Source organism: Pseudomonas sp. S49 (assembly GCF_009866785.1).
Lineage (GTDB): Bacteria > Pseudomonadota > Gammaproteobacteria > Pseudomonadales > Pseudomonadaceae > Aquipseudomonas.
The window spans coordinates 3,645,317-3,667,612 of the sequence record NZ_CP019432.1; the positions used below are offsets into that span (position 1 = coordinate 3,645,317).

Here is a 22,296-nt window from a genome sequence, read left to right on the forward strand (position 1 = left end):
TATGGATCTGCACAGTTATCTGACCCGACGTCCAGCGGATTATCCGCACACCGCAGCCCTCGGCAATTGCCTGCGGGCGCTGGTCGAGGCCGGGCTGGATCGCCTGCCGCTACCGGGCAGTGGCCACACGCTGGAGCGTTTTCAGTGTTTGGCGGAGGTCGGCGGACATGATCTGGGCTTGTGCAAACTGTTCGAAGGCCACACCGACGCACTGGCGATCATCGAGCAATTGGGCGGTACGCCGACACCGGGCAGCACTTGGGGCATGTGGGCAGCGGAACCGCCGCAAGCGCGGGTCAAGGTCAGTCCGGCCGGGCACATGGTCGCGCTGCACGGACGCAAGGCGTGGTGCTCCGGCGCCGCCGTGCTCAGCCATGCCTTGCTCACCGCGTGGGATGCCGATGATCAGCAACAACTGGTCGCCGTCGCCCTCGACCAACCGGGCGTGACCATCACCGAGCAAGGCTGGCAAGCCGTGGGCATGGGCGCCACCGGCAGCGTTGAAGTGCTGTTCGACGGCGCCGAAGCACAGGCCATCGGCAACCCCGGCGACTATCTGCAACGTGCGGGTTTCTGGCAGGGCGGGATCGGCATTGCTGCATGCTGGTACGGCGCCGCGCGGCAAATCGCCGAAGCGTTGCGCCGCCATTGTGGGCAACGCCCGGAACCCCACGCCCTCGCCCATCTCGGCGCAGTCGACAGTGCCTTGCAGGCGGCCGCCGATGTGCTGCGTTTCAGCGCCCTGCACATCGATGCACACCCCGAGGACAACGCCGAATTGCTCGCCCGTCGGGCCCGTGCGGTGGTCGAGCAGTCAGCCGAACAGGTGATGCGTGAGGTCGGCCGCGCGCTCGGCGCCGGGCCGTTTTGCAAGGATCGCCACTTTGCTCGGCTCAGCGCCGACCTGCCGGTGTTCTTGCGTCAGAGTCATGCCGAACGTGATCTGGCGGCGCTCGGGCAAATGGTTGCCGGGCAATCCGCGGAGGCATGGGCGCTATGAAAATCAATCCGATTGTCGGTCAGGGCACGAGCCTGCATCAATGGCAGGCTTCGCGGCATCTGGCGGAGCTGGACAGCATCGACATCCTCAGTCTGGTGCCACCGGGCGCACGGGCAGTCATTGTCGCGCCGCACCCGGACGACGAAGTGCTCGGCTGTGGTGGCTTGCTGCAATTGCTCGCGGCTGCTGGCCGGCCTTTGCAATTGATTTCGGTGACCGACGGCAGCGCCAGTCACCCTGGTTCCAGTCGCTGGCCGGTGGAGCGACTGAGCGTGGTGCGCCCACAGGAATCTGCCGAAGCGCTGCGCCGACTCGGTCTGCCGATGCATCGCGTGAAGTGGCTGCGCGGCGGTTTCACCGACACTCAGGTCGCGGCGCAGGAAAGCGAGTTGATCGAATTTATCGAACGTCATCTGCGCCCGGACGACGTGCTGTTCACCACGTGGAGCGAGGACGGCCATTGCGACCACGAAGCCGTCGGCCGCGCCAGTGCCGAAGCCGCGCGCCGGGTCGGTGCGAGCTGCCATGAATTGCCGGTGTGGACGTGGCACTGGGCGACCCCGGAAGACGCCTTCGTACCGTGGCAACGGGCGCGCAAGATTCTCCTGACGCCAGCGCAAGTCGCACGCAAGCGCCACGCGGTGTACGCCTTCGCCAGTCAACTGGAAGGCGATCCTGACGCCGGACTTGGCCCGGTGCTCGCGCCGTATGTGCTCGATCGCCTCTTACAGCCTTTCGAAGTGGTGTTTCTATGAGTGTCGAGGATCGCTATTTCGACGGCCTGTTTGCCGGTAACGACGACCCGTGGGCGTTCCGTGAGCGCTGGTACGAGCAACGCAAACGCGCGATCACCCTCGCCGCCCTGCCGCGTCCGCACTATCGGGCGATCTTCGAACCGGGCTGCGCCAACGGCGAGTTGAGCGCCGAACTCGCCGCCCGTTGCGATCGCTTGCTGTGCTGCGACACTGCCAGTGCCGCAGTGACCCTGGCGCGCACGCGTTTGAGTCTGTTCGAACACGCCGAAGTGCGGCAAAACCGTCTTCCCGGCGACTGGCCGGAGGAAAAATTCGACCTGATTGTATTTAGCGAGATCGGCTACTACCTCGACGGCGAAGATCTGACAGAAGTGATCCGTCGGGCCAGTGATTGTCTGACTGCCGACGGCCAGTTCCTCGCTTGTCACTGGCGTCCGCCCATCGACGGCTGCCCGCTGAATGCCCGGCAGGTTCACGACCTGATTCACGAAAAACTGCAGCTGCCACGGCTGGTTTTGCATCAGGAAGCGGACTTCATTCTTGAGGTGTGGAGCCGTGAACCGCGCTCGGTGGCGGCACTGGAGGGTTTGCGATGATCGGCATTCTGATCCCGGCACACAACGAAGAAGACCTGCTCGACGAATGCCTCAGCGCGGCCATGCGCGCCAGCCGGCATGGCTTGCTGGCCGGCGAGCGCGTCGAAGTGCTGGTGGTGCTCGACAGTTGCACCGATCGCTCGGCGCAGATTGTCAGCGGCTATCCGGTGCTGAGCCTGCACATCGACGCGCGCAATGTCGGTCAGGCCCGCGCGGCTGGCGCACAGCTGTTGCTGGAGCGCGGCGCGCGCTGGATCTCCTGCTCGGACGCCGACAGCCGCGTCGCCGATGACTGGCTGGTGGCACAACTGGGGTTGGGTGCAGACGCAGTCTGCGGTACCGTCACCGTCGAGCACTGGCACGAGTCATTCGATGCCGCGGCGCAAATCCGCTACCACCGGCATTACCGGGCCTGCGATGGCCATCGGCATATCCACGGTGCCAATCTGGGCATCAGCGCCGATGCCTATCGCTGGGCCGGAGGCTTTAAACCGCTGGCGTGCGACGAAGATGTGCAGTTGGTGCGGGAACTGGAACTCGACGGCGCCAACATCGCCTGGAGCCATCGCCCGCAAGTGCTGACCAGCGCGCGCTTCGACAGCCGTGCGCGCGGAGGCTTCGGTGACTATCTGCGAAATCTGGCACAGATGGAGCAAAAAAAAGCGGATCAGATTGATCTGTGACGCGACGAACTTCTCTTCATGAGCAATACTCTGCTGCGCGGCAATCCAGGGTTCGGAGCGTCGCAGGGCAATCAACCAGCCTTCACGGGTCGGTAGCGTCGGGCAATCACTGTCACGCGCACGACTGAGGGCGAGTCAACACAAGGACGTCATATCATGAAACCGTTAACCCTCAGCGACAGCAGTTCGTCGGCGCAAATCTGGAACAGCGCCGCGCAACTGGACAACATCCCCGTCATCAATACCCGCAGTCTGGTGCCCGACGGTGCCCGCGCCGTGGTCATCGCGCCGCATCCGGGTGATGAAGTGGTCACCTGCGGCGGTCTGCTGCAATTGCTCTCCAGCCTCGGTCATCCGTTGCAATTGCTCTCGATCACCGACGGCAGCGCCAGCCATCCGGGTTCGCGGCAATGGTCGGAAAAGCGCCTTAGCGTATTCCGCCCACAGGAAAGCGTCGAAGCCCTGCGCCGCCTCGGCCTGCCGATGCACAGCCTGAAATGGGTGCGCGGTGGCTTCACTGACAACGCCCTGTGCGAACAACAGGCGCAAGTGACCGAATTCATCAGCCGCTACCTGCGCCCCGGCGACGTGGTGTTCAGCACCTGGCGCGGCGATGGCAACGACGACCATGAAGCCGTGGGCCGGGCCAGTGCGCAAGCGGCTGAACAGGCCGGCGCGACCTTTCATGATGTACCGGTGTGGGCCTGGCACTGGCCTGAACGCGACCAGCAACTGATCCCTTGGGAACGCGCGCGCAAACTGCGCCTCGACACCTGGACCGTCGCGCGCAAAAGCCACGCCACTCACGCCTACGCCAGCCAGCTCAACGGTGAACCGGCGATCGGCATTGCGCCGATGCTGCCGCCGGTGATTCTCGAAAGAATGCGCCTGCCCTACGAAATCGTGTTTGTCTGACGCCGTTTCGGGTGGGAGCGAGCCTGCTCGCGAACGCGGTGGTTCTACCAACTCATGTATTGGATTTGCCGACGCCTTCGCGAGCAGGCTCGCTCCCACAGGAATTGGGTTGTCATCAACCATGATTTGCAAGGAACTGCCGCCCCTCCCCGTCAGTCGCATGAACAAGTGGCCCGCAATCCAGAGGAGTGAACGTGTCCAGCGATCCCAAGCGTCATGTTGTCGACGCGCCCGTCATCCATCGTCTCAGGGTGCTGACGGTCAACACCCACAAGGGCTTCACCGCGCTCAACCGGCGCTTCATCCTGCCGGAACTGCGTGAAGCGGTGCGCAGCACTTCGGCCGATCTGGTGTTTCTGCAGGAAGTGGTGGGTGAACACGAGCGGCATTCGAGTCGTTACAACGAATGGCCGCAAACCTCGCAATACGAGTTTCTCGCCGACAGCATGTGGAGCGATTTCGCTTATGGGCGCAACGCCGTCTACCCCGACGGCCATCATGGCAATGCGCTGCTGTCGAAATACCCGATCCGTGAGTACCGCAACCTCGATGTGTCGATCACCGGCCCTGAACGCCGTGGCCTGCTGCACTGCGTGCTCGATGTGCCGGGGCACGCCGAGGTCCACGCGATCTGTGTGCACCTGAGTCTGCTGGAAAGCCATCGGCAATTGCAGCTGCAACTGCTTTGTCAGTTGCTCGAATCCCTGCCTGATGATGCGCCGGTGATCATCGCCGGCGATTTCAATGACTGGCAGCTGCAGGGCAATGTCGCCCTCGCCCGTCGCGATTATCTGCACGAAGCCTTCGAGCGTCACCACGGGCGCCCGGCCAAGACTTACCCGGCGCGTTTTCCATTACTGCGACTGGACCGGATCTACCTGCGCAATGCCAGCAGTCATGACCCACAGATCCTCGGTAACAAGCCGTGGACGCATCTGTCCGATCATCTGCCGCTGGCCGTCGAAGTGCACCTGTAGCCGCAATAGTGACAGCAATGCAGGACGCAATGAGGCAGCTCGTTCGTTGGTTGAAAGTTACCGACAGACCATCTGTCGGTAACTGAATGCCTCTGTGTCGGGGCTTAGGCTGCGTTTTTCCATACAAACAACCACTTAGTTATGTTCAGAAAAACAAACGCTTGCAAAGCCCGTTTTGCCACTACCGCTCATCGTTCAATTTCTTGACGGGCACGCGCGACTCTTCTTATCTCTACCTTACTACCCCCGGAATCACTACCCGGGACGAGCCTTCGGACACTCGCGAAATCGAGCGGTCAGAGTTCGCCCCGCTCCATTCGGTCGCCCCTCGTTCGGGGTAGGAGAGACGCCACACAGAGAGAATGCATGCGCCTGCAAGGTAGACCTCCATGAAAACTTCAATAAGCCCACGCGAGATCAAAATCACTTTCTGCACAGTGTCGAGTTCAATCTTGCTGTGCTCATCCATGGAGGCGCAGGCCGGTTCTGCGGCGGATGAAACGACCCCGTGGTATCGCGCGGACGTGCCGGTCATGACCTTGCCCGCCACCGTCATTACGCCCGGCCCGCAACGCTTCAGTCCACGCCCCGATCTGCAAGGCACGCGCCTGATCACCGAAGACCTCGCTCCGTCAGCCTGGGATGAGTTGTACGGCAGAAGCGCCCGGCAGGCACAGACCGACGTGCTGTCGTCAGGTTACGCGACACCCGGCAGCGGCGACTTCAAAGGCCCCGCCGTGCTGACTCTGCAAAGTGGTAGCCATACCCAGAAAATCGGCCTGATTGGTGGTCTCAACCAGATTCAAGCCAATGGCAACGGCCCGCTTACCAGCCGCGCCCTCGCAGACCCGAACAGTGACACCCTCAATCTGCAAGGCCAAAGCCTTGGCGCCTATTACAGCCTGATCGGCGCCCAGGGCTGGCACGTTGATTTATCCGCCAGTGGCGGCCGGGTCAGCGGCTTCAGTCGCAACGGCCAAGGCGCGCGGCAAGCCACCGAAGGCAGTGCCATGACCTTCTCGGTCGAAGGCGGCTTCCCGATTGGCTTGAGTGAAAACTGGGTGGTGGAACCGCAGGCGCAATTGATCAATCAGCGCATCACCCTCGACACGCCCTACGCCGGTTCGGGCAATGCCTCTTCCTCCGATCTGACAGCGTGGAGCGGCCGCGTCGGCGCACGCTTGAAAGGCAGTTACGATTTGAATGGTCTGCCGGTCGAACCCTATGTGCGCACCAACCTCTGGCACACCGTTTACACCGGCAATACCGTGACCCTGGATCAGGTCGACAAGATCAGCAGCAGCCGCAAATCATCCACTGTTGAGTTGGGATTGGGCCTGGTGGCGCGGGTGACGCCGGCGGTGAGTCTGTATGTCAGTGCCGATTACAGCAGTGATGTCGATGACAATGATTTGAACGGGATCATTGGCAGCCTTGGAGTGCGGATGCGTTGGTGAGCGCTGAGCCGGATTTTGAAGGTGTCTGAACTGGCGCCTTCGCGAGCAGGCTCGCTCCCACATTTGGAATGTATTTACCCTGTGGGAGCGAGCCTGCTCGCGAAGGCAGCGACGCGGTCTCGGATCAACCCTCCGGTTTGAGGATCAACACCGCCAACGGCGGCAGATTCAGTTCCAGCGACAACGACTGGCCATGGCTCGGCACTTCCTCGGTAAACGCCCCGCCGCCATTGCCGTAATTGGAACCGGCATAGGTGTCGGCATCGCTGTTGAGCAATTCAGTCCAGCGCCCGGCAAACGGCACACCGACGCGATAGGCCTGACGCGGCACCGGCGTGAAGTTAGCCACCACCAGCACCGGTTTACCGTCCTTGCTCCAGCGCAGCCAGGCATAAACGCTGTTGATCGCATCGTCGCCGATCAGCCACTGGAAACCCTGCGGCGCGTCGTCCTGATCGTGCAGCGCCGGCTCCTCGCGATAGAGCCGATTGAGATCGCCAACCAGTTTCTGCACGCCTTTGTGCTCGGAGTACTGCAGCAGATACCAGTCCAGCTGCTGATCGTGATTCCACTCGCGCCACTGGCCAAACTCGCAGCCCATGAACAACAGTTTCTTGCCCGGATGGGTCCACATGAAACTCAGATAGGCGCGCAGGTTGGCGAATTTCTGCCAGCGATCACCAGGCATCTTGTCGATCAGCGAATGCTTGCCGTGCACCACTTCGTCGTGGGAAATCGGCAGGATGAACCGCTCGGACCAAGCGTAGACCAGGCCAAAACTCAACTCGTTGTGATGATGCGCGCGGTACACCGGGTCCTGCTGGATGTAATGCAGCGAATCGTGCATCCAGCCCATGTTCCATTTATAGGCAAACCCCAAGCCGCCCTGCTGCGTACTTTGGCTGACACCCGGCCACGCGGTGGACTCTTCGGCGATCACCAGCGCACCCGGCGCTTCCAGTTCAACCACATCGTTCAAGTGCCGCAGAAAGTCGATGGCTTCGAGATTTTCCCGGCCGCCATGACGATTGGGCACCCATTCGCCGGCCTTGCGCGAATAGTCGCGATAGAGCATCGAAGCCACCGCATCGACGCGCAAACCATCGACATGGAAATGCTTCAACCAGTGCAGCCCCGACGCCAGCATGTAGCCGTGCACTTCGGTACGACCCAGGTTATAGATCAGCGTGTCCCAATCCTGATGGAAGCCTTCCAGCGGATTGCCGTACTCGTACAGCGCGGTGCCGTCGAACTGCGCCATACCGTGAGTATCAGTGGGGAAATGTGCTGGCACCCAGTCGAGGATCACACCGATCTCCGCCCGGTGGCAGGCGTCGACGAATTCGGCAAACTGCGCCGGGGAGCCATAGCGCGCGCTCGGCGCGAATTGCGAAAGCAATTGATAACCCCAGGAGCCACCAAACGGGTGCTCCATGATCGGCATCAGTTCGATATGGGTAAAACCCAGTTCCTTGACGTACGGGATCAACCTTTCAGCAAGTTCCGGCCAGGTGTACTGGCGCGCCACTTCGCCCAGATCGTCCAGCTCGCATTGCCAGGAACCGGCATGCAGTTCATAGATCGACAGCGGCGCCGAGTGTTTCTGCCGGTCGCGTCGGCTGCTCATCCAGTCCTGATCTTGCCAGTCGATTTGCAGCGGCTCAGCGACTTTCGACGCGGTATCCGGCGGCAGGCTGGTAGCCAGCGCCATCGGGTCGGCCTTGAGCGGCAGAATCCCGTGAGCGCCGAGAATCTCGTATTTGTACAACTCCCCCGCTTGCAGGCGCGGGATGAACAACTCCCAGACCCCCGACGGGTGACGCAGGCGCATTGGATGGCGACGCCCGTCCCAGACGTTGAAATCACCGACCACTGACACGCGTCGGGCATTCGGCGCCCACACGGCGAAACGCACGCCGTCGACACCATCCACGGTTTTCAGCTGGGCGCCGAGGCACGCACTGAGGTCGCGGTGATTGCCCTCGGCGAACAGATACAAATCCATTTCACCGAGCAGTTGACCGAAGCTATACGGGTCTTCGGCGACTTGCTCGCCGCCGGCCCAGCGCGTGCGCAACTGATACGGCCGCGCCTGATCGAAATGACCGACAAACAGCCCCGGCGTTTCGGTCTGCTCCAGTGGACCGCGTTCTTCGCCGCTGTCCTTGTCCAGCACCACGACACTCAACGCACCCGGTAGATAGGCGCGAATGAACTGCCCGCCAGCGCCATCGCCGTGCGGGCCAAGAATGGAAAAAGGATCGTGATGTTCAGCGCGGACCAAGGCGTCGATATCTTTCGCCGAGGGCAGCAGTGCTTCTTTGACCTGACCCTGTTCCTTGTTCGAGAAACTCATGACTACTCTCCACCAAGATCGGAAAAGGGTTTAAGCCCCGTCAATAACCCGTACAAACCGTGCAACGGCACGGGCAGCCACGTGGGGCGATTTTCGGCTTCATAGGCCACTTCATAGGCCGCCTTCTCCAGGCCAAACAACGCCAAAGCGGCGTCGGCACCTTCAGGATCTTGCCAGGCATGATCAAGACTAGCTGCCGCACGGCGATATGCCTGAACAAATGCCTCACGGGCCTCACGCAGATAACGCTCGGCGACCAGACGCCGCGCAGTTTCAGACTCAGCGCTGTGGTCGACGTTGTGCACGTTGATGGTCATCGCTGCCGCGTAATCGAACGAGCGCAGCACGCCGCTGACATCTTTGTACGGACTGTGTTTGCCACGGCGCTCGCTCAATGGCCGCGCCGGCTCACCCTCGAAGTCGATCAGATAGGCATCGCCCTTGATCACCAGCACCTGGCCCAAATGCAGATCGCCATGGACGCGAATGCGCAAACCGCCGACGGCTTTTTTCGCCAGATCCTGCACGTGGGCGAGAATGGTTTTCTTCTCGTCGACCAGCCTCTTCACCAGTTTCTGATCCGCTGCGCTGAGTTCGCCCTGATGCTGCTTGAGCAGTTTCAAGGCGTGCTCGACCTGGGCCACGACATCCTTGCCCGTCGCCTGCATGTCCTTGGCCGTCGACACCTGCGGCGCGAAGTCGGCATTGTCGGTAGGCGCGGCGAGCACCTTGTGCATCTCACCCAGACGCTGACCGAGCATGCCGGCAAAATCCCTCAGCTCACCGAGGGCGTTGTAATGCTGTTCCTGCTCGGACATGGCGTCGGCCAGCTCATCACGCAGCGCCCGTTCGAGGTTGTTCTGCGTCCATTCCCACGCATCGCCCTGATTGCTCAAGTAACCCTGAGCGATCATCAGCAGATTGTCTTCGCCCTTGCCATCGCGACGGATCACCGAGCCGAGCAGCGGAGAGATATTGGCAAATCCGGCCTCGGTCAGGTAAGCGCTCATCTCCAGTTCCGGGTGTACGCCAGAAGCGACTTTACGTATCAGCTTGAGCACCAGACTGTTGCCAATGACCACCGAACTGTTCGATTGCTCAGCGGACAGATAACGCACTTCCGACTCGGCACCCAGGCCGAGTTTTTCCAGATGCGGCGTCGGCGCAAAGCGGATTTCGCCCTCAGCCGACTCCAGCACCGTGTTGTTCTGCATGCCTTGCAGCACTGCGCGAACAAACGCTTCGAGGCTGAACGCGTCAGTGATCAGACCGACTTGTCGTACACGGCGTACACGGGACAAAGCCAATTGCTGCGGCAACGCCGGGCCAACCTGATCCTCGGCAATAAAGCCGAACGGCAGTTGATAGCGACTGGTCTGTCCGCCACTGGTGACTTCGATTTCGCTCAGCAGCACCGGATGCTGCGCATCGCCGAAACGCACGCCGTAGGCCAGATGCACTTTGTCGATGGCCGCATCCTTGCCCGCGAACCAGCGCCGGTTCTGCAGCCAGCTCGGCAGAATGCTTTGCTCCAGCGTCGTCCGTGACGGCGCTTCGAGCAGTTCTTCCATGCGTTTTTTCAGCACCAGCGTGGTGAAGTCCGGCAGGCTCTGCGCCGGTTCCACGTGCCAGCTCGGCATCTGGTTTTCCGCCGCCAGGGCGAACCAATAGAAACCGTACGGCGCCAGGGTCAGGAGGAAATTCAACTGGCCAATCGGCGGGAACGCATTACCGCCAAGCATCTCCACCGGCACCATGCCGACATAGGCCGACAGGTCCAGTTCCACCGCTTGCGCACTGCGCGAGACGTTGGCCACGCACAGGATGATTTCGTGTTTGCCGTCGACATCGGTGAATTCGCGGGTGTAAGCCAGCACGCGACGGTTGTTCGGCGAGAGCATTTTCAAGGTGCCACGGCCAAAAGCCTTGGACTGTTTGCGCACCGCCAGCAGACGGCGCGTCCAGTTCAACAGCGAATGCGGATCGCCGGACTGGGTTTCGACGTTGACCGACAGATAGCCGTACTGCGGATCCATGATCGGCGGCAGCACCAGACTCGCCGGATCGGCGCGGGAGAAGCCGCCGTTGCGGTCGATCGACCATTGCATCGGCGTACGCACGCCATCGCGGTCGCCAAGGTAAATGTTGTCGCCCATGCCGATTTCATCGCCGTAATACAACGTCGGCGTGCCGGGCATCGACAGCAGCAGACTGTTGAGCAACTCGATGCGGCGGCGGTCGCGCTCCATCAACGGCGCCAGACGCCGACGAATGCCGAGATTGATCCGCGCACGACGGTCAGCGGCGTAGTAATTCCACAGATAGTCACGTTCCTTGTCAGTGACCATTTCCAGGGTCAGCTCATCGTGGTTGCGCAGAAAGATCGCCCACTGGCAGTTGGCAGGGATTTCCGGGGTCTGGCGTAAAATGTCGGTGATCGGGAAGCGATCTTCCTGAGCCAGCGCCATGTACATGCGCGGCATCAGCGGAAAGTGAAACGCCATGTGGCATTCATCACCGTTGAGGCCAGCGGCATCGGTGTCACCGAAGTACAGCTGGGTGTCTTCCGGCCATTGGTTGGCCTCGGCGAGCAGCATGCGGTCGGGATAATTGGCGTCGATTTCCGCGCGAATCTGCTTGAGAACGTCGTGGGTCTCGGGCAGGTTTTCGTTGTTGGTGCCGTCGCGCTCGATCAAGTATGGAATGGCATCGAGGCGCAGACCGTCGATGCCCATGTCCAGCCAGTAGCGCATCACCGACAGTACGGCCTTCATCACTTGCGGGTTGTCGAAATTCAGATCGGGCTGGTGCGAATAGAAACGGTGCCAGAAGTACTGGCCGGCGACCGGGTCCCAGGTCCAGTTGGACTTTTCCGTGTCGAGAAAAATGATCCGCGTGCCGTCGTACTTCTGATCGTCATCCGACCACACATAGAAGTCCCGCGCCGCCGAGCCGGGTTTGGCCTTGCGCGCACGCTGGAACCACGGGTGCTGATCGGAGGTGTGGTTGATGACCAGCTCGGTGATCACCCGCAAGCCGCGCTTGTGCGCCTCGGCGATAAAGCGCTTGGCGTCGGCCATGGTCCCGTAATCGCTGTGTACGCCTCGGTATTCGGCAATGTCATAACCGTCATCGCGACGCGGCGAGGGATAGAACGGCAATAGCCAGATGGTATTGACGCCGAGGTCGGCAATGTAATCGAGTTTGGCGATCAGGCCGGGAAAGTCGCCGATCCCGTCATTGTTGGAGTCGAAAAACGATTTGACGTGAACTTGATAGATCACCGCGTCCTTGTACCAGAGCGGGTCTTTGATGAAGGTGGCTGCCTTGGGTTTCTTCGCCATGTGAAACTCCTGCTGAATGCTTTAAAAGCGCCCCACGATGATCGTTCCCCCGCTCTGCGTGGGAATGCCGCCATGGACGCTCTGCGTCCGTTTCTGGGACGCGGAGCGTCCCGGGATGCATTCCCACGCAGAGCGTGGGAACGATCATTACGTAGCGGTGATTCTCCAGATGCCGAACGGCTGATACGCCGGGTCCAGGCGCATGAACTGGTATTTGCCATGCCAGTCCCAGCGATGCCCGTTCATCAAGTCTTCGCCATGGGTCGTCGCGTCGTCGGGCAGGCCCATTTCCCACAATGGCAGTTCGAAATTCGCCTCCTGCACGTTGTGCGGATCAAGGCTGACCGCCACCAGAATGAAATTGCTGCCGTCAAAACTGCGCTTGCCGAAATACAGAATATTGTCGTTCCAAGCGTTGTAGACCTTCAGGCCCAGGTGCGTGTGCAACGCCGGGTTCTGCCGACGAATGCGGTTGAGCTGGGCGATCTCGGCAATGATGTTGCCGGGCGCGGTGAAGTCGCGGACGCGGATCTCGTATTTCTCCGAGTCGAGGTATTCCTCCTTGCCCGGCACTGGGGCCGCCTCACACAATTCGAACCCCGAATACATGCCCCACAGCCCCGAGCCCATGGTCGCCAGCGCCGCGCGAATCAAGAAGCCGGGGCGGCCTGACTCGTGCAGAAACGCCGGGTTGATGTCTGGGGTATTCACAAAGAAATTCGGCCGGTAGCACTCGCGCCATGGCGATTCATTCAGTTCAGTGAAATACGTCGCCAGCTCAGCCTTGCTGTTGCGCCAGGTGAAATAGGTGTAGCTCTGCGTGTACCCGACCTTGCCCAGCCGCGCCATCATTGCCGGCGTGGTGAAGGCCTCGGCGAGGAAGATCACTTCCGGGTACAGCGCCCGCACATCAGCGATCAGCCATTGCCAGAACGGCAGCGGTTTGGTGTGCGGATTGTCGACGCGGAAGATTTTCACGCCCTCCTCGACCCAGCCGATGACGATGTCACGCAACTCGATCCACAGACTCGGAATCGCCTCCGGCGCATAGAAGTCGACGTTGACGATGTCCTGGTATTTCTTCGGCGGGTTTTCCGCGTATTTGATCGTGCCGTCCGGGCGCCAGTTGAACCAGCCCGGATGCTGTTTGAGCCACGGGTGATCCTGGGAACACTGGATGGCGAAGTCGAGGGCGATTTCCAGGCCGTGATCGGCAGCAGCGGCGACCAATCGACGGAAGTCGTCGCGGGTGCCGAGCTGCGAGTGAATGGCCTCGTGCCCGCCCTCCTCGCTGCCAATCGCATAAGGGCTGCCCGGATCATCGGGGCCGGCGGTCAGGGAATTATTGCGGCCCTTGCGATGGGCGCGACCGATCGGGTGGATCGGCGTGAAGTACAGCACGTCGAAGCCCATGTCCTGAATCATTGGCAGACGTGAGTGCACGTCGTTAAAGGTGCCATGACGGTGGGGATCGTCAGTGATCGAGCGCGGAAACAGTTCGTACCAACTGGCAAACTCGGCGAGTTCGCGCTCGACGTCCATGGGGAATTCGGCGCTGACGCTCAAGTAAGCCCGATGATCGGCCTCGGCCATCAGTTGCGCACTGCGCGAGTGCAGAAACAGCGCAACTTGCTCGGTTTCGAGCAGCCCGGAGAGTTCATGGTGCAACGCTGCGAGCTGCTCGCTCAGTTGGCCTTCGCTGCGTTCAGCGGCCTGTTGCACCATGCTGCGGCCTTCTTGCAGCTCGAGCGAAACGGGCACGGCAGCGTTGTGCTTCTTCTCCAGTTCATACTGGAAACTGGCGAATTGATCGATCCACGCTTCGATGCAATACAGGTAGCGCCCCTGATGTTCAGGGCGGAACTGGCCTTGCCAGCCGTTATTGCCCTGATCGGCCATCACTTCGCTTTGCCAGGTCTCCTCGCCTTCCTCGCGCCAGCGGATGCGCACGGCGAGTTTGTCGTGGCCGTCGGCAAACACCTTGCTGGTGACCACCACTTCGCGGCCGGCAATCGACTTCACGGCGAACTGCCCGCCATCAAGCGTCGGCATGGTGTTTTCGATGACAATGCGCGGCAGCAGCAGTGCCTGCGACAGCGGCATGTGCGGGTTGTAGCTCAGTTCCGAAGGTTTTTCAGCAGTCATTGAGCATCTCTCCTTAACGCCCCAAGGACGCTCTTGTGCCGGATCAGTGTTCACAACGAAGCACCTGCCCCGAAATGAACTCACTTAGGTTCCGAGCGACCGGCGCCGGGAAAAGTTCAGATGAAATTGCCGTGTCAGAAAAGCGGATCGAATTGCGCGCAGGGTGGTCAATCCACTTAAGCACTTCTCACGCCATGTGCCACACGGAGGTCATCAGATGAACATCCCGATCCCGGCGGAAACGCCCGATCCGAACATCGACAAACCCACTTTGCCCGAGACTGAGCCGCAACCGGTTCCCGAGCAGGAACCACCTGGCACCACGCCACCGCCGAAAGAAGAACCACCAACGACGATGCCACCAGTCATCGTCTGACTGATCGTTCCCACGCTCCGCGTGGGAATGCAGCCCGGGACGCTCCGCGTCCCAAAGCGGACGCGGAGCGTCCATTGAGGCATTCCCACGCAGAGCGTGGGAACGATCAACGTGGCAACGATCAGTCAGTGATCATCAGTCTTCTCCTCTTCTTTTTCGAAGAGTTTTACGATGCGCGGCATCACGCTGAAAATCCCCAGCGCCAGTAAGGTACTGAGCAGCGCCGTGGCTTCCCGGCCAAGGCCGGCAGCGACACCAATGGCCGCCGTCATCCACAGCCCGGCAGCCGTGGTCAGGCCTTTGACATGGCCTTCATCGCCTTCCTTGTTTTTCAGGATAGTCCCGGCACCGAGAAAGCCGATCCCGGCAATCACCCCTTGCACCACGCGACTCATCGCATCGGACTCGGCCCCGGACGTCTGCGGCACCAGTACAAACAACGCCGCCCCCAGCGCCACCAACATATGCGTGCGCACCCCTGCAGCCTTGCCCTTGTGCTCACGCTCGAACCCGAGAATGCCGCCCAGAATCGCCGCCATCAGCAGGCGCACGGTAATGCGCGTCAATTGCGAAGCATCGCCAACGTCGGCGAACTCCGCCTGCAGGGTTTCCCACACTTCATGCCACCACGCGTTCATCGTGCAGTCCTTGTTATTGGGTCTATAGAGGATGGACAGCGGCGACCATTAATCAGTTGCGCAGAACGATCGGCGCAGCGTGCGCCCTAACCTTGCAGACCTCCCTGAAAAAAGGACTGCTCCTATGCCTCTTCGAGTCGATGAATCCAACCCCGAGCAAAAAGTGTGTTTTTTCACCGTCGAACACGGCGAGGAAATTCGCATTTGCGACACCCTGGAAGTCAGGACGGACAGCGAAAAATCCATGTCATTCGTGGAAATAGAAGGCCGCCGCGTTTACATCACCGAGGCAGAAGCCGACGAATTGACCGTCGCAGGCGCCAAGGACGGCCGCAAGCATTTGAAGGCCGACGAGAGTGGTTCGGTGATTTGACTGACCTTGATCAACACCCCGCGCAAACGCCTACGATAGGCGTTTGCGCCCGTGTCTGCGGGCTGCTTCAAGTTGTCGCAGGCGTTGCGCAGAAACGCATCTGATCCGCTTTTTATTGAAATAGCTGAGTCTGTTATGCAAACAGATCGGCGCTCATAGTGCTCTGGCCTGATGGAGGCTGATGAGCGAATAACCATGAGCGAACAAATTCCCGTCCGAACCGTAGAAGCATCTCCAACTATCAAAAGTGTGCCCGCACGCCCAATGAAGGCGACGGCCAGGTCCAGCGACAACCAGATTCACACCCGCAGCTTCACTGGCCTGTTCCGCACCCTGCGCATGAGCGGCGCGGGTTTTCTGTTCGTGTTGTTTTTCGGCACCGTGTGGCTGGACTGGGGCGGGCGTCAGGCAGTGCTCTGGGATCTTTCCGAAAGTAAATTCCACATCTTCGGCGCGACGTTCTGGCCACAGGATTTCATCCTGCTGTCCGCGCTGCTGATCATCGCCGCGTTCGGCCTGTTCGCCATCACCGTGTTTGCCGGCCGGGTCTGGTGCGGCTACACCTGTCCGCAGAGTTCGTGGACGTGGATCTTCATGTGGTGCGAGAAAATCACCGAAGGCGAACGCAACCAACGGATCAAACTGCAAGCCGCGCCGTGGAACCTGAACAAACTGGCGCGCCGTGCGGCCAAGCACACCCTGTGGCTGGCGATCAGCGTGCTGACCGGCCTGACCTTCGTCGGTTATTTCACCCCTATCCGGCCATTGGCCGAAGAATTGCTGACCCTGCAAATTGGTGGCGTCAGTCTGTTCTGGGTGCTGTTTTTCACCGCTGCCACCTACATCAACGCCGGTTGGTTACGTGAGGCGGTGTGCATGCACATGTGCCCGTATGCGCGGTTCCAGAGCGTGATGTTCGACAAGGACACCCTGGCGATTTCCTATGACGTGGTCCGTGGCGAAAACCGTGGCCCGCGTAAACGCGACGTGAAACCGCTGGAAGCAGGCCTGGGCGATTGCATAGACTGTCAGTTGTGCGTGCAGGTCTGCCCGACCGGCATCGACATCCGCGACGGCTTGCAGATGGAGTGCATCGGCTGCGCCGCGTGCATCGACGCCTGCGACTCGATCATGGACAAAATGAACTACCCGCGCGGTTTGATCCGCTACAGTTCCGAGCGCGAATTGCAGGGTGGCAAAACCCATCTGCTGCGCCCCCGACTGATTGGCTACAGCGTGGTGCTGGTGGCGATGATCGGCGCATTGGCACTGGCGCTGGTGGAGCGGCCGATGGTCTCGCTGGACGTGACCAAAGACCGCGGGCTGTTCCGCGAGAACGGTCAAGGCCAGATCGAAAACATCTATAGCCTCAAAGTCATCAACAAGACCCAGCAACGCCAGGACTACAACCTGAGCCTGGTCGACGGTGACGGCTTCCAGTTGCAAGGCAAGACCGAGCTGAGCCTGGCCCCGGGTGAGATTGTCGATGTGCCGGTGTCGGTGGCGATGACCACGGAACGCCCGGCCAGCAGCTCGCAGACCTTGAGTTTCAAGATTGCCGACAGCGATGAGCCTGAGGTTTATAGCGTGGCGAAGAGCAGGTTTGTGGCGCCGATGAATCGCTGAGCCGTTAGAATCTTTTCCCCTCACCCCAGCCCTCTCCCAGGGGTAGAGGGGGCCGACCGAGGTGTCTGTCGCTATACATCGACCTGACAGACCGAGTCGATTATGGATTCAACAAAGTACTTTCCGGCCGAGTCGATTATGGATTCAACAAAGTACTTTCAGGTCGGTGTAGTTCACAAGCATCCCGCAATCAGTCCCCTCTCCCTTTGGGAGAGGGTTAGGGTGAGGGGCAGTTCTCCTGACACACCTCATCATCAACCAGCACCAAGGCTCCTCGATGAAACGCTACGAAAAATTCGCCGACGACATCGCTGAACTGATCCGCTCCGGCGTCCTTGGCCCCGGCCAGCGCGTGCCTTCGGTGCGTTACGCCAGCCAGACCTACGGCGTCAGCCCGTCCACGGTGTTCCAGGCCTATTACCTGCTCGAGCGCCGCGGCCTGATCCGCGCGCGGCCGCGCTCCGGTTACTTCGTCAACACCCATGCCCCGAGCCCGTTTTCCGAGCCGGTGATCAGTAGCCACGTCAACGATTCCACCGAAGTCGACGTCAGCGAACTGGTGTTCTCGGTACTCGATTCGATCAAAGATCCGAGCACGATCCCCTTCGGCTCGGCATTCCCCAGCCCGACGCTGTTTCCGCTGCAACGCCTGTCGCGCTCGCTGGCCAGCGCTGCCCGCGAGATGGATCCGCGCATGGTCGTCACCGACATGTCGCCGGGCAATCCGCAACTGCGCCGGCAAATCGCTCTGCGCTACATGGTCGGCGGCCTGATGTTGCCGATGGAAGAACTGCTGATCACCAACGGCGCCCTCGAAGCGCTGAACCTGTGCCTGCAAGCGGTGACAGAGCCCGGCGATCTGGTGGCCATCGAAGCCCCGGCGTTCTACGCCAGCCTGCAAGTACTGGAACGGCTGAAGCTCAAAGCCGTGGAAATCCCCGTGCACCCGCGCGACGGCATCGATCTCGGCGTGCTCGCGCAAACCCTCGAACGCCACCCGATCAAGGCCTGCTGGTGCATGACCAGTTTCCAGAACCCGATGGGGGCCACCATGCCCGAGGCGAAGAAACAGGAATTGGTCGAACTGCTGCGTCGCCATCAAGTGCCGCTGATCGAAGACGACGTCTACGCCGAACTCTATTACGGCCAACAGGCACCGAAACCGGCCAAGGCCTTCGACACCGAAGGCCTGGTGATGCATTGCGGCTCGTTCGCCAAAAGCCTGGCCCCCGGTTACCGCATCGGCTGGGTCGCCGCCGGGCGTTATGCGCAGAAAATCGAACGGCTGAAACTGATGACCTCGCTGTGTGCCTCGATGCCCGCGCAGGCAGCGATTGCCGACTATCTGCAACACGGCGGCTACGACCGTCACTTACGCAAATTGCGTTACGCCCTCGAAGAACAGCAAAGCGCGATGCTCGCCGCGATTGCCCGTTATTTCCCGGCGCAGACGCGGGTCAGCCAACCCGCAGGTGGTTACTTCCTGTGGCTGGAATTGCCACCGCAGATGGATTCATTGAAGCTGTTTCAGATGGCACTGGCGCAAGGCATCAGCATTGCCCCGGGGCCGATTTTCTCGCCGACGCAGCGGTTCAGGAACTGTATTCGTCTGAACTATGGCAGCCCTTGGACTGAGGATTCGGAGAAGGCCATGGAGACGTTGGGGCGGATTGTGCGGTCGTTCTGACAGTCCTGTGTTGCTTGGGCTATTGCCTTCGCGAGCAGGCTCGCTCCCACCTTGGATTTGTGCCGGACACAGAACCAATGTGGGAGCGAGCCTGCTCGCGAAGAGGGCCGACCTGGCAACGAAATGTTCAGGGCTTAACGCCCGCCCCCCAAATCAACAAACGTCCCGGTCGCATACGACGCCTTATCCGACAACAACCAGACAATCGCCTCCGCCACCTCATCCGGCCGGCCGCCACGGGCCATTGGAATCGCCGACTCCAGCTTGCTGACCCGATCCGGATCGCCGCTCAAGGCATGGAAATCGGTATAGATGTAACCCGGACGCACCGCGTTGACGCGAATTCCCTCGCCCGCCACTTCCTTGGACAAACCGATGGTGAAGGTATCGAGTGCACCTTTGGACGCGGCGTAATCGACGTATTCGTTCGGCGAGCCGAGACGCGAAGCCACCGACGACACGTTGACGATACTGCCACCCTGCCCGCCGTGCTTGGGCGACATGCGCAGGATCGCGTGCTTGGCGCAGAGGATCGGCGCCAGGACATTGGTTTTCATGATTTTGAGGATACGGAATTCGGACATTTCGTCGACTCGCGACTTTTGTCCGACGGTGCCAGCGTTGTTCACCAAAGCGGTGACGCGGCCCAGTTCGCTGTCGACCCGCTGGAACAGCGCGATCACTTCGTCTTCGATGCTGACATCGGCCCGCACCGCGATGGCCTGTGCACCCAAGGCACGGACTTGCTCCAGCACGCTTTGCGCAGCCTGTTCATCCGACTGATAGTTGATGCAGATCCGATAGCCTTGCCCGGCAGCCAACAGCGCCGTCGCGGCGCCAATTCCGCGTCCGCCACCGGTGATCACAATGACTTTATCCATGCTGGCCTTTCCCCCAAATGCACACGTAACAGTCGGGGGGAAGAATAACCGCCATTGGCGGGTTTTGCATGGAGTCTGTGGTGTCTGGGCAGACGCCTTCGCGAGCAGGCTCGCTCCCACACTGGATTTGTGCTCCGCGCCGCCCCCCTGTGGGAGCGAGCCTGCTCGCGAAGAACGATAACGCGGTCGATCAGACCACCGCTAACTGCTCACCCCGCGCAATATCCTGCATGAATTTTTCCGCCGGCATCGGATGCCCCAGCAGATACCCCTGCAACGAATCACAACCCAACTGCGTCAGAAATTCCTGCTGCACGCCGGTTTCCACGCCTTCCGCGACAATGCGCAAACCGAGCGCCTGCCCCAACGCAACAATCGCCGAGACAATCGCCGCATCGTCGCTGTCATGCTCCAGATCGCGCACAAACCCACGGTCGATCTTCAGCTCATTGGCCGGCAGACGCTTGAGATACATCAGACTGGAATAACCGGTGCCGAAGTCATCGATCGACAGATCGACGCCCATGTCCGACAACTCCTGCAACACCGTCATGCTCGCATCGGCATCGCTCATCGCCGTGGTTTCGGTGATTTCCAGGGTCAGGCTGTTGGCCGGCAAGTGGTGGGTGGCCAGCGCCTTGGCCACGCTGCGTACCAGCCCTGTGTGGCAAAACTGCAACGCCGACAGATTCACCGCGATGCGCCAATCGGTGTAACCGAGCACGTACCACTCGCGCATCTGCCGGCAGGCTTCGTTGAGCACCCATTCACCGATCGGAATGATCAGACCGGTTTTCTCGGCCAGTTCGATGAACTTGTCCGGCATCAGCATGCCGTGGGTCGGGTGCTGCCAACGCAACAGCGCTTCGGCGCCGACCGGACGGCCATTGGCGGCATCGAACTTGGGTTGGTAGTGCAAGCTGAACTGGCTGTGCTCAAGTGCCGCACGCAGGTCCTGCAACAACTGCAACTGCTTGCGTGCGTTGTTGTTCATCGAGGCATCGAAAAAGCTGTAGCCGTTTTTGCCGCCGCCCTTGGCGTGGTACATCGCTGCGTCGGCGTTCATCAGCAGTTCCTGCGCGTTCTGGCCATTGCCCGGATACAGGGCGATGCCGACGCTGGCGGAGATCTGCAAGTCATGCTCGGCGACGCGGAACGATTGCGCGATCAAGCCGACCTGACGGGCCGCCAATCCCAAAGCGTCATTGGGTTCGGTGAGGCGCACCAACAACACGAATTCATCGCCACCGATCCGCGCCAGCGTGTCCGGGCCGCGCAAGTCTTCACGCAGACGCAACCCCACTTCACGCAGCAACTGATCGCCCATGTGATGACCAAACGCATCGTTAACCGGTTTGAAGCCGTCCAGATCGATGAACATCAAGGCAAAACAGCCGCCCTGCTCATGGACCTTTTTCATTGCCTGATTAATGCGGTCGTCCAGCAGCATGCGGTTCGGCAGCCCGGTCAGGGTGTCGTGCAGGGCCAGCTGGGTGAGTTCGCGGTTGGCCATGGTCAACGAGTGCGCGAGATCGGCGGTGCGCGCTTCGAGGCGCGCGTCGAGAATCGAGGTCAGCAAGGCAATCGACAGCACCGCCAACGTGGTAATCAACACCAGGCTGTCGAGGCCATTGCCTTTCAAGCCATTGACGGTGGCACCACAGAAACTGCCATCAGGGAATTGCGCAGCAGCCATGCCGGTGTAATGCATGCCGACAATCGCGATGCCCATGATGATCGCCGCGCCGCCACGAATCAGACGCACATAGGGAGAATGCTGACGCAAGCGGAAGGCGATCCACAGCGCCGCCGCCGACGCACCGACGGCAATCAGCAACGAGGCGCCGAACAGCGTCGGGTCGTAATCAATGCCGGGCGTCATGCGCATCGCCGCCATGCCGGTGTAATGCATGGCGCTGATCCCGCTGCCCATGATCAACGCACCCAATGCCAGTTGCAGCATTGGCAGTTTCGGCTGGCTGACCAGCCACAGCGCGAACCCGCAGGACAACACGGCGATCAGCAGCGACAGCACGGTCAGACTGATGTCATAGCCGAGATCAATCGGCAGTTTGAAGGCGAGCATGCCAATGAAATGCATCGACCAGACGCCGATGCCCATGGCGAACGCTCCCCCCGCCGTCCAGAAATGCACGGCACGGCCCTTGGCCGTGGCGATGCGACCGGTGAGGTCGAGCGCGGTGTACGAAGCGAGAATCGCCACACACAACGAAATGAAAACCAGGGTGGAGGAATAACTACCGATGAGCATGGGGATTCTCGTGACCACCCAACGCGGATTGCGTCCGTTCCCGGTCGGGCAAATGCGGCGATTGTACTGATTGCACAGAAGAACGCACTGACAAAGTAAGCAATTGGCCATCAAGCCGATGAAACGCTTGTTCGATCGTCCGACAAGGCTCTGGCCCGGCGCTCACGCCCTTACACGATCGTTCCCACGCTCTGCGTGGGAACGATCAGTGAAGC

General features: G+C 60.7%; 17 protein-coding genes. 11 read left to right on the forward strand and 6 right to left on the reverse strand.

The annotated features are described in order from the left end of the window. Position 1 precedes the first annotated feature (1 nt). The 7 genes from PspS49_RS16045 to PspS49_RS16075 all read left to right on the forward strand — a co-directional run bounded on the left by PspS49_RS16045 (position 2) and on the right by PspS49_RS16075 (position 6,383). Positions 2 to 1,000 carry an acyl-CoA dehydrogenase family protein gene (locus PspS49_RS16045; RefSeq protein ID WP_160040312.1) on the forward strand — a complete coding sequence of 333 codons (999 nt, stop codon included), beginning with the start codon at positions 2 to 4 and terminating at the stop codon, positions 998 to 1,000. After that, on the forward strand, positions 997 to 1,755 hold the full coding sequence (locus PspS49_RS16050; RefSeq protein ID WP_160040315.1) for a PIG-L family deacetylase: 759 nt from the start codon (positions 997 to 999) through the stop codon (positions 1,753 to 1,755). Before PspS49_RS16045 ends, PspS49_RS16050 begins: the two co-directional genes overlap by 4 nt. Then, the gene (locus tag PspS49_RS16055; protein ID WP_160040318.1) at positions 1,752 to 2,351 is read left to right on the forward strand and encodes an SAM-dependent methyltransferase; all 600 of its coding nucleotides are present in this window, start codon (positions 1,752 to 1,754) and stop codon (positions 2,349 to 2,351) included. The genes PspS49_RS16050 and PspS49_RS16055 overlap by 4 nt, the downstream gene beginning before the upstream one ends. Continuing rightward, positions 2,348 to 3,034 carry a glycosyltransferase gene (locus PspS49_RS16060; protein WP_127927982.1) on the forward strand — a complete coding sequence of 229 codons (687 nt, stop codon included), beginning with the start codon at positions 2,348 to 2,350 and terminating at the stop codon, positions 3,032 to 3,034. The genes PspS49_RS16055 and PspS49_RS16060 overlap by 4 nt, the downstream gene beginning before the upstream one ends. 156 nt (positions 3,035 to 3,190) lie before the next feature. Beyond that, positions 3,191 to 3,949 carry a PIG-L family deacetylase gene (locus PspS49_RS16065; RefSeq protein WP_127927984.1) on the forward strand — a complete coding sequence of 253 codons (759 nt, stop codon included), beginning with the start codon at positions 3,191 to 3,193 and terminating at the stop codon, positions 3,947 to 3,949. Between the two features lie 194 nt (positions 3,950 to 4,143). Further along, on the forward strand, positions 4,144 to 4,926 hold the full coding sequence (locus PspS49_RS16070) for an endonuclease/exonuclease/phosphatase family protein (RefSeq protein WP_123375378.1): 783 nt from the start codon (positions 4,144 to 4,146) through the stop codon (positions 4,924 to 4,926). Between the two features lie 389 nt (positions 4,927 to 5,315). Next, on the forward strand, positions 5,316 to 6,383 hold the full coding sequence (locus PspS49_RS16075; protein WP_160040321.1) for an autotransporter outer membrane beta-barrel domain-containing protein: 1,068 nt from the start codon (positions 5,316 to 5,318) through the stop codon (positions 6,381 to 6,383). A 124-nt stretch (positions 6,384 to 6,507) separates the two neighbouring features. Here the strand turns inward: PspS49_RS16075 and glgB are convergent, their stop codons facing one another. The 3 genes from glgB to PspS49_RS16090 all read right to left on the reverse strand — a co-directional run bounded on the left by glgB (position 6,508) and on the right by PspS49_RS16090 (position 14,228). Then, positions 6,508 to 8,739 carry a 1,4-alpha-glucan branching protein GlgB gene (glgB, locus tag PspS49_RS16080; RefSeq protein WP_127927990.1) on the reverse strand — a complete coding sequence of 744 codons (2,232 nt, stop codon included), beginning with the start codon at positions 8,737 to 8,739 and terminating at the stop codon, positions 6,508 to 6,510. 2 nt (positions 8,740 to 8,741) lie between these two features. Beyond that, positions 8,742 to 12,083, reverse strand: a complete 3,342-nt coding sequence (treS, locus tag PspS49_RS16085) for a maltose alpha-D-glucosyltransferase (RefSeq protein WP_160040324.1) — start codon at positions 12,081 to 12,083, stop codon at positions 8,742 to 8,744. A 147-nt stretch (positions 12,084 to 12,230) separates the two neighbouring features. Next, on the reverse strand, positions 12,231 to 14,228 hold the full coding sequence (locus PspS49_RS16090; protein WP_160040327.1) for an alpha-1,4-glucan--maltose-1-phosphate maltosyltransferase: 1,998 nt from the start codon (positions 14,226 to 14,228) through the stop codon (positions 12,231 to 12,233). A gap of 217 nt (positions 14,229 to 14,445) precedes the next feature. Here PspS49_RS16090 and PspS49_RS29705 point away from each other — a divergent pair, with 217 nt between their 5' ends. Next, positions 14,446 to 14,604 (forward strand): hypothetical protein, encoded by a 159-nt coding sequence (locus tag PspS49_RS29705; protein ID WP_007966757.1) that lies wholly within the window; start codon positions 14,446 to 14,448, stop codon positions 14,602 to 14,604. Between the two features lie 125 nt (positions 14,605 to 14,729). On the opposite strand, the gene PspS49_RS16095 is transcribed toward PspS49_RS29705, so the two are convergent. After that, positions 14,730 to 15,242: an MgtC/SapB family protein gene (locus tag PspS49_RS16095; protein ID WP_116032991.1), complete on the reverse strand. Its 513-nt coding sequence runs from the start codon at positions 15,240 to 15,242 to the stop codon at positions 14,730 to 14,732. A 124-nt stretch (positions 15,243 to 15,366) separates the two neighbouring features. Between PspS49_RS16095 and PspS49_RS16100 the strand changes: the two genes are divergently transcribed. The 3 genes from PspS49_RS16100 to mapR all read left to right on the forward strand — a co-directional run bounded on the left by PspS49_RS16100 (position 15,367) and on the right by mapR (position 18,928). Next, positions 15,367 to 15,615, forward strand: coding sequence for a DUF3203 family protein (locus PspS49_RS16100; RefSeq protein ID WP_127927998.1), 249 nt, complete (start codon positions 15,367 to 15,369; stop codon positions 15,613 to 15,615). 195 nt (positions 15,616 to 15,810) lie between these two features. Continuing rightward, positions 15,811 to 17,241: a cytochrome c oxidase accessory protein CcoG gene (gene ccoG, locus PspS49_RS16105; RefSeq protein WP_160040330.1), complete on the forward strand. Its 1,431-nt coding sequence runs from the start codon at positions 15,811 to 15,813 to the stop codon at positions 17,239 to 17,241. Between the two features lie 277 nt (positions 17,242 to 17,518). After that, positions 17,519 to 18,928, forward strand: a complete 1,410-nt coding sequence (gene mapR, locus PspS49_RS16110) for a GntR family transcriptional regulator MpaR (RefSeq protein ID WP_034155962.1) — start codon at positions 17,519 to 17,521, stop codon at positions 18,926 to 18,928. Between the two features lie 134 nt (positions 18,929 to 19,062). Here mapR and PspS49_RS16115 read toward each other — a convergent pair whose 3' ends face one another. Both PspS49_RS16115 and PspS49_RS16120 read right to left on the reverse strand, forming a co-directional pair. Then, positions 19,063 to 19,809 carry an SDR family oxidoreductase gene (locus tag PspS49_RS16115; protein WP_127928002.1) on the reverse strand — a complete coding sequence of 249 codons (747 nt, stop codon included), beginning with the start codon at positions 19,807 to 19,809 and terminating at the stop codon, positions 19,063 to 19,065. Positions 19,810 to 19,999: 190 nt separating this feature from the next. Further along, positions 20,000 to 22,081, reverse strand: a complete 2,082-nt coding sequence (locus tag PspS49_RS16120) for an EAL domain-containing protein (RefSeq protein WP_160040333.1) — start codon at positions 22,079 to 22,081, stop codon at positions 20,000 to 20,002. Positions 22,082 to 22,296 lie beyond the last annotated feature (215 nt).